Source organism: Methyloceanibacter sp. (assembly GCF_050728395.1).
GTDB lineage: Bacteria > Pseudomonadota > Alphaproteobacteria > Rhizobiales > Methyloligellaceae > Methyloceanibacter.
In genome coordinates, this window is record NZ_JBOHJB010000112.1 from 1 (window position 1) to 7921 (window position 7921).

Genomic DNA, 7921 nt, shown 5'->3' on the forward strand with positions numbered 1-7921 from the left:
GAGCACGACCGCGCATTGCGCGGTCGGAGGGGGGTGAAGTTGCATCAACGGAGAGTGAATCTTGCCTTTTAGTTCTGACCCCCCTCCCCAACCCTCCCCCGCAAGGGGGGAGGGAGTAAACAGCGGAGCTCCCCCCATCTCTCACGCTTCCGTCAGAGCGACCAGGCTTTAGTGATTGTCTTCGACGCTTCCGCCTGAGTCTGGCTCGTCCTCCGGCTGGGCATCGCCTCTGACCGCGGCATCCTGCATCGACTTCTTGATCTCCGGATCGACGATTTCGATTTTGGCGGCGTCGTGCAGCTCCTTGATCGTCTGCTTGGCTTTCTGCGCGCTAAGCTGGCTGACGATGGTGTCCTTGACCTGATCGAAGGTCGGCAGCGGGCGGGTCCGTTTCTCCTCGACCTTGATGATGTGCCAGCCGAACTGCGTCTGCACCGGGTCGGAAATTTCGCCTTCCTTCAAGGCAAAGGCCGCGTCCTCGAACGGTTTCAGCATCTGGCCGCGGCTGAAGAAGCCGAGATCGCCGCCTTCGGCGCTCGGATCTTTCGATTTCTCCTTGGCCACCGTGGCGAAATCCTCGCCCTTCTGCAGCCGCTCCTTCACCTCTTTGGCCTCGGCCTCGGTGGCGACCAGGATGTGGCGGGCGTGAATTTCCTCCTCGGGCTTCATGCCTGCGACCTTGGTGTCGTAGACCTTCTTGGCCTCTTCCTCGGGCACGGCATTGCGCACGCTCTTGTCGAAATACGCATCCCGCAGGGTGCGGCGCCGGTGATATTTGAGCCGGTCCTCGAAACTCTGGCCGCTGTCGAGCCCGGCCTTCACCGCGGCCTCGGCCATCAGCTCGTTCTCGATGACGAATTGCAGGAGCATGCGGCGGCGATCGTCCGGCGGAAAATTGGCGAGCTGGGCGCCCACTTCGGAGGCCGCGAAATCGAGGTCCGACTGCTTGATGTCGACCCCGTTGATCTGGGCCACCACGACATCGTCAGCCGAAGCAGCGAACGGAACGCAAGCAACAAAGGCTGCGACAAGCAGCAAGGAGCGCCAAGCTTTCACGGAGTAAGATCCTCTTCTTGTGCCCGCCTGATCAGCGCCTGAGAGCGACTGGCGGGTGGGTTCGGCCGTTTCCCCGGGCGCCTTCATAGACCCGGGCCGCGTCCCTGCCAAGCGGCGATTCTGGCACTTCTGTCACGGAAAACGCCTTGCCAAAATCGTTGACTGGCAGGCTATACTTCAATAATTTTGGATATATGGAAATATCAACTGCCATCGGTGCGCTCGGCGCCTTGGCGCAAGAGAGCCGGCTCAAGATCTTTCGTCTCCTCGTCCGGTGCGGACCTGACGGTATGGCGGCGGGCGATATCGCACGGGGGCTCAAGCTGCCCCAGAACACGCTCTCCTTCCATCTCGCAGCACTTGCCCGCGCCCATCTCGTGGGCTTTCGCAAAGAGGGGCGGTCGATCATCTATTTCGTCGATCTTGAAGGAACCCGTGGCCTCCTGTCCTTCCTGGTGAAGGATTGCTGTGGCGGCAAGGCCGAGCTTTGTGGGCCTCTGATCGCTTCGGCGGAGGCCGGTTGTTGTCCAGCGTGACGAGGAGGGAGTCACCCATGCAAGTCGTAAGCAGCAATCAGCCTTTGAACGTTCTTTTTCTCTGCACCGGAAACTCGGCGCGCTCGATCATGGCCGAGGCGATCCTGAACCGGCTTGGTATGGGCAAGTTCAAGGCCCATAGCGCCGGCAGCCAACCCAAGGGCTCCGTCAATCCCCATGCGCTCGCCGTGCTACGCAAGTCGAACTTCGACGTTTCGAAACTGCGCTCGAAATCCTGGGACGAGTTCGCCACGCCCGAGGCGCCGAAGCTCGATTTCGTCTTCACCGTTTGCGACGACGCGGCGAAAGAGGTCTGCCCCGTTTGGCCGGGCCAGCCGATGACGGCCCATTGGGGCCTTCCCGATCCATCCAAGGCGCAAGGCACCGAGGCCGAGCAGGCGCTCGCCTTCGCCGATGGCTTCCGCATGCTTTATCAGCGCATCGGCATTTTCGTGAGCCTGCCCTTGGACAGACTGAGCAAGCTGTCCTTGCAGAAGCATCTCGACGAAATCGGCGAGAGCCAGCCCTCGGCGGCGAAGCAGTCCGCTTAGCCTGCCGCTTGCTCTCCCCTCCCCCCTTGAGGGGGAGGGATAGGGAGGGGGGTTCTACGGCAGGCGCTTCGCCGATGACTTCGTGTCTTACCCCCCTCGGATCGGCTACGCCGATCCTGCTCCCCCGCAAGGGGGGAGCGGGGTGCAAGCGGAACCGCTCCGGCGAAGCGACCCGCGGACGTTCTGCGAGCCCTGCTGCCTGCTCTCACCTGAAGGGGACGGCACGCTCCGGCGCTGAGTTGCGTCGCGTTGACAAGCCTAGGCGCCCCTCTTATGTCTCACGGGCTGCTGTTCCCTGGCATTTTTTGGTCGCTTTCCGCCGGTTTTATCGAGCCCGGCAGGGAACGGGAGCATGACGCTACGACGCTCAGGTGCTTTCGCCCCGCAAAGCTAAGGCCACCTCTGAACCAGCTCCTGCGATGAGAGGCTAACGTCCAATGCTTTCCTTCGGTGCCTTGGCCAGCAAGGTGTTCGGCTCGTCCAACGACCGCAAGCTCAAGAAATACCCGTCCGTTGTGGCCGCCATCAACACCCTCGAGCCTGAGGTCGCGGCGCTGTCCGACGAAGCCTTGCGCGCCCGCACCGATGCCTTTCGGACGCGGGTCAAGGAGGGAACCCCGCTCGAAGATTTGATCCCTGAGGCCTTCGCCACGGTGCGCGAAGCCGCCAAGCGCACCATCGGTCAGCGCCATTTCGACGTGCAGCTCATGGGCGGCATGGTGCTGCATGAGGGCCGCATCGCCGAGATGAAGACCGGCGAAGGCAAGACGCTGGTGGCCACCCTCCCCGTCTACCTCAACGCGCTCACCGGCCGCGGCGTGCATGTGGTGACCGTCAACGACTACCTCGCCAAGCGCGACGCTGCCTGGATGGGCGCCATCTACAAATTCCTGGGGCTGAACGTCGGCGTCATCGTGCATGAGCTCAACGACGACCAGCGCCGGGTGCAATACGCCGCCGACGTGACCTACGGCACCAACAACGAGTTCGGCTTCGACTATCTCCGCGACAATATGAAATATTCGACCGCCGAGATGGTGCAGCGTGGCCACTACTACGCCATCGTCGACGAGGTCGACTCGATCCTGATCGACGAGGCGCGCACGCCGCTGATCATTTCCGGTCCGCTCGACGATCGCTCGGAGCTTTACAACTCCGTCGACACCTTCATTCCCAAGCTCGAAAAAACCGACTACGAGCTCGACGAGAAGACCCGCGTGGTCACCCTCACCGAAGCCGGCAACGAGCGCGTTGAGCGGATGCTGTCCGAGGCCGGCATGCTCAAGGGCGATTCCCTATACGATGTCGAGAACGTTTCCGTCGTGCACCACGTGCAGCAGGGGCTGCGCGCCCACACCCTGTTCCAGCGCGACCGCGACTACATCGTCAAGAACGACGAGGTGATCATTATCGACGAGTTCACCGGCCGCATGATGCAGGGGCGCCGCTATTCGGAAGGTCTGCATCAGGCGCTCGAGGCCAAGGAGCACGTGACCGTCCAGCCCGAGAATCAGACGCTCGCCTCGATTACCTTCCAGAATTACTTCCGGCTTTACGAGAAGCTCGCCGGCATGACCGGCACCGCCGTCACCGAGGCTGACGAGTTCATGGACATCTACGGCCTCGACGTGGTCGAGGTGCCGACCAACATGGACATGATCCGCGCCGACGAGGACGACGAGGTCTATCGCACGGCCCAGGAGAAGTACCGGGCGATCATCACTCTCATCAAGGAGGCGCGCACCCGCGGCCAGCCGATGCTGGTCGGCACCACCTCCATCGAGAAATCGGAAATCCTCGCCGAGCTTCTGAAGAAGGACAAGGTTCCGCACCAGGTGCTCAACGCCCGCTATCACGAGCAGGAGGCGCATATCATCGCCCAGGCCGGCGTGCCGGGGTCGGTGACCATCGCCACCAACATGGCGGGCCGCGGCACCGACATCCAGCTCGGCGGCAATCCCGACATGCTGCTCGAAGATTGGCTCGCGGACGAGACCGGCAAGGCCAAGGAGCCGACGCCTGAGCAGATCGCCGCCAAGCGCGAAGCCATCAAGGCTGACGTCGGCAAGAAGAAGAACCAGGCGCTGGAGGCCGGCGGCCTTTACGTGATCGGCACCGAGCGGCATGAGAGCAGGCGCATCGACAACCAGCTCCGCGGCCGCTCGGGCCGGCAAGGCGACCCCGGCCGCTCGCGCTTCTTCCTCTCGCTGGAAGACGACCTGATGCGCATCTTCGGCTCGCAGCGCATGGACGGCATGCTGCGCACGCTCGGCCTGAAAGAGGACGAGGCCATCATCCATCCCTGGATCAACAAGGCGCTGGAGAAGGCGCAAGGCAAGGTCGAGGCGCGCAATTTCGACATCCGCAAGAACCTCTTGAAATACGACAACGTGATGAACGATCAGCGCAAGGCGATCTTCGAGCAGCGCCGCGAGCTGATGACCGACGCCGATATCGGCGAGATGATCGGCGACATGCGCCGCCAGGTGGTCGACGAGCTCATCGCCAAGCACATTCCGGAGAAGGCCTTCGCCGAGCAATGGGACGTCGACGGCTTGAAAGAGGACATGCAGGGCGTCTTCGATCTCGATCTCCCGGTCGCCGACTGGGCCAAGGAGGAGGGCATCGGCGAGGAAGAGCTGCATGAGCGGCTGGTGCGCGCCGCCGACGAGAAGGCCGCCAAAAAGGCCGCCAATTTCGGGCCGCAGATCATGCGCCAGATCGAGAAGGCGGTGCTGCTCCAGACCTTGGACCATCTCTGGCGTGAGCATCTCGTCACGCTCGAGCATTTGCGCCAGGTCATCGGCCTGCGCGGTTACGGCCAGCGCGACCCGCTGAACGAATATAAGAGCGAGAGCTTCACGCTGTTCGAGCACATGCTCGCGCGGCTGCGCGAGGCGGTAACCGGCCAGCTCATGCACGTCGAGCTCACCAGGCAGGAAGATGTTCCGCCGCTCGACGCCGAGCTTCCTCCCATGGAGGCCCACCACCTCGATCCGACCACCGGCGAGAACGAATTCGCGCTCGAAGCCGTGAGCGCCGGACCAGCGGTCGCCGCGAGAGGAAATGCCGCGCCGGCGCGGGCGCGCAAGGCGACTGTCGCCGCTGCGGCGGCGAGCCCAAACCCTGCCGACCCCTCGACGTGGGGCAAGGTGCAGCGTAACGCGTCCTGCCCGTGCGGCTCAGGCAAAAAATACAAGCACTGCCACGGCGCCTACAGCTAGGCGTCGACCCGGTTCCTCATGCTGAGGAGCGGCTACTAGGCCGCGTCTCGAAGCAGGCGGCCGCAACCCTTCGAGACGCTTCGCTTCGCTCGCTCCTCAGGGTGAGGTGGGCGTTACGGCTCGCGCGAGGCGGTGGCCGCGCATTCCGCGGCGGGCGGCGAAGGCGCGCCAGGCACGGCATCCCCGATGACATAGCGCCCGTCGCAGACGCTGATCACCGGAGGCAGATGGGTGCGCTCGAAGGAATCGTAGCCCTTCTTCAGGTCCGCCCAGAACCCGCTCCATTTGTCCGCCTTGCGCGCCGCCAGATTCCTCTCCGTCATGCGGAACGGAAACACCTGCACGTTGAACGCGGGCTGGCCGGAATCGAGCGCGGAGGTCACGAGGCTCCAGATCTCATCCACCACGTCGTTGGTCATGGCAAAGCAGCCGATCGACTGGCAGCCGCCATGCACCATGATGAATGAGCCGGTGCGGCCTTGCGCGCGGTCGAATTCATTGGGGAAGCCGAGACTGAACGAGCGGTGCCAGCGACTGTTCGGATTGAGCTCATCCTTGGTCACCGCATAGAAGCCTTCCGGCGCCTGGCGGTCGCCTTCGGCGAGCTTGGGGCCGAGCCGCCCCGACCACAGGCAGATTGGGTAGGTGGCAAACAGCCGATAGCGTCCGTCCTTCTCCATCCAGATCTCGAGTTGGGATTCGAGCTTGAAGATGCGCAAGAACACCGGCGCGCCGAGCGCGAGCCCTTGCGCCTTCAGCCGGTCGTCGAACCTCGCGAGGTCAGGCGTGCCGGGCAGCGGCAGCCCGCTCTGGTAATAGGACTGGTTCTGCCAGCGCGTATAGGCGATGGACGCGCGGTCGAGCAATTGCCTGCCGTCGGACGTGAGCAGCAAATAGCCCGCGCCGGACAGCGCGACAATGATGAGGAGTCCAAGAGCTTGCCGCAGCATGGCCCCATCATGCGGGAAAGAGAGGCGAACGCGTGGCGGTGATTATTGCTGCGCCGTGACCGCGGCGGCCTTTGACTTGACCTTGACCTGCTTCGTTGGCGTGGGAACGGGCGTCGCCGGCGTGGCCGGCCCGAGCGTGAAGGCCTGATAGACGGGCGCCTTTGGCGGCCCGAAGCTCAGGCCGAACCAGCTGCCGAGCGGTTTGCCGAGGAAGCCCGCATCGGCGGTGCGTCCTTGCGGCTTGGCCGAGGCCTCCTGCAACGGAACGCGCGGGGCCCTTTGCACCGGAAGCTTTTGGAATGCCGGGCAGGCTCCGACCGGATTGGGCGTCGCCCCGCCCACGAACGCTGCGTTGATCAGATAATGCTTGTTGCAAACATCGACCTTCGGCGGCAGGTGGGTGATTTCAAAATAGTCGTAGCCCTCTCTGAGGCTCTGCCAAAAGTCATACCACTTGTCGTCCTTGTGCTTCTCCATGTTCGCCTTGGTCATGCGGAACGGATAGGCCTGCACCTGGAACGATTGCTGCCCGCCGGCGAGTGCCTCGCGCGCGAGAATGTAGATCTCCTCGACCACGCCATCGGTCATGGCGTAACAGCCCGCCGACTTGCAGTCGCCGTGCACCATGATGTCGGCGCCGGTGCGGCCGTTGGAACGGTCGTAGGCATTGGGGAAGCCGAGGTTGAAGGAGAGGTAGTATTTGCTCTTCGGATTCATCTGCGGCGCTGAGACGAGATAGAAGCCCTCCGGCGTCTGCCGGTCGCCCTGGTTGACCTTGGGGCCGAGCGTGCCCGACCAATCGCAGATCGGATAGGTCTTGAAGTGATAGAAGCGGCCGTCGTCCTTCGCCTTCCAGATTTCGAGCTCCGACTCCGACTTGAAGATGCGCACCAGCACGGGCGACTCCGCAGTCATGCCCTTCTGGGTGAGCAGCGCCTGTGTCTGCGCCGACAGCGGCTTGAGATAGGGCGGCGAAAATTGTCCGCAGCCGCCAAGCGCGCTGACTGACGTCAGCACGCAAGCCGCGATGACGGCATTGACCCAGCTCGAGCGAAGCATACGCAGTGCCCCTTGCGCACCTCGTCCAAGTTCATACTCAGCGGGTTAAGGCGAAGTTAGCGCCGAAGATCCCCCTGGGCGCCTGAACTTCCAAACCCCCGAACTGCCCCCTCATTATAGCGGCAGCAACGTCACAGTGGGACTCAAAAGTGGCCTTTTTCTGGGCAGAATCCTCAACTTATACGGCCGATGCCCAGGAATTTCTCTCGCCTTGCCTTGCGGATGGCGTCCGGCGTCATGGCATCGAATTCGGCCAAAGCCTGGCCAATTCGATCACCGGTTGCCTCGACCACTTCCTTCCCGTCCCGGTGGGCGCCCCCGATGGGCTCGGCAATGATGCCGTCGATGACCCCGAGCCTGAGCAGGTCCTGGGCGGTGATCTTCATGTTGGTGGCGGCGTCGATGGCGCGGCTTGAATCCCGCCACAGGATCGAAGCGGCGGCTTCAGGCGAAGCGACGGTGTAGATCGCATGCTCCAGCATATAGACGCGATTGGCGGTGGCGATGGCCACGGCCCCACCCGATCCGCCCTCGCCGATGATCAC

General features: G+C 63.3%; 6 protein-coding genes and 1 pseudogene. 3 read left to right on the forward strand and 4 right to left on the reverse strand.

What is annotated here, in order from left to right; translation table 11 throughout:
• Positions 1-168: 168 nt before the first annotated feature.
• On the reverse strand, positions 169-1056 hold the full coding sequence (locus ACREC7_RS14555) for a peptidylprolyl isomerase (RefSeq protein WP_431556411.1): 888 nt from the start codon (positions 1054-1056) through the stop codon (positions 169-171).
• Between the two features lie 194 nt (positions 1057-1250).
• Here ACREC7_RS14555 and ACREC7_RS14560 point away from each other — a divergent pair, with 194 nt between their 5' ends.
• The 3 genes from ACREC7_RS14560 (at position 1251) to secA (ending at position 5367) form a co-directional block, all read left to right on the forward strand.
• Positions 1251-1592, forward strand: coding sequence for an ArsR/SmtB family transcription factor (locus ACREC7_RS14560; protein ID WP_431556412.1), 342 nt, complete (start codon positions 1251-1253; stop codon positions 1590-1592).
• A 17-nt stretch (positions 1593-1609) separates the two neighbouring features.
• The gene (locus tag ACREC7_RS14565) at positions 1610-2143 is read left to right on the forward strand and encodes an arsenate reductase ArsC (protein WP_431556413.1); all 534 of its coding nucleotides are present in this window, start codon (positions 1610-1612) and stop codon (positions 2141-2143) included.
• 437 nt (positions 2144-2580) lie between these two features.
• Positions 2581-5367 carry a preprotein translocase subunit SecA gene (secA, locus tag ACREC7_RS14570; protein ID WP_431556414.1) on the forward strand — a complete coding sequence of 929 codons (2787 nt, stop codon included), beginning with the start codon at positions 2581-2583 and terminating at the stop codon, positions 5365-5367.
• Positions 5368-5480: 113 nt separating this feature from the next.
• Here the strand turns inward: secA and ACREC7_RS14575 are convergent, their stop codons facing one another.
• The 3 genes and pseudogenes from ACREC7_RS14575 to ACREC7_RS14585 all read right to left on the reverse strand — a co-directional run.
• Positions 5481-6317, reverse strand: a complete 837-nt coding sequence (locus tag ACREC7_RS14575) for a L,D-transpeptidase family protein (RefSeq protein ID WP_431556415.1) — start codon at positions 6315-6317, stop codon at positions 5481-5483.
• Between the two features lie 42 nt (positions 6318-6359).
• Complete coding sequence (locus tag ACREC7_RS14580; RefSeq protein ID WP_431556416.1) at positions 6360-7376, reverse strand: L,D-transpeptidase family protein; 1017 nt, start codon at positions 7374-7376, stop codon at positions 6360-6362.
• 173 nt (positions 7377-7549) lie between these two features.
• Positions 7550-7921, reverse strand: a pseudogene (locus tag ACREC7_RS14585) (acetyl-CoA carboxylase carboxyltransferase subunit alpha); the annotation flags it as partial.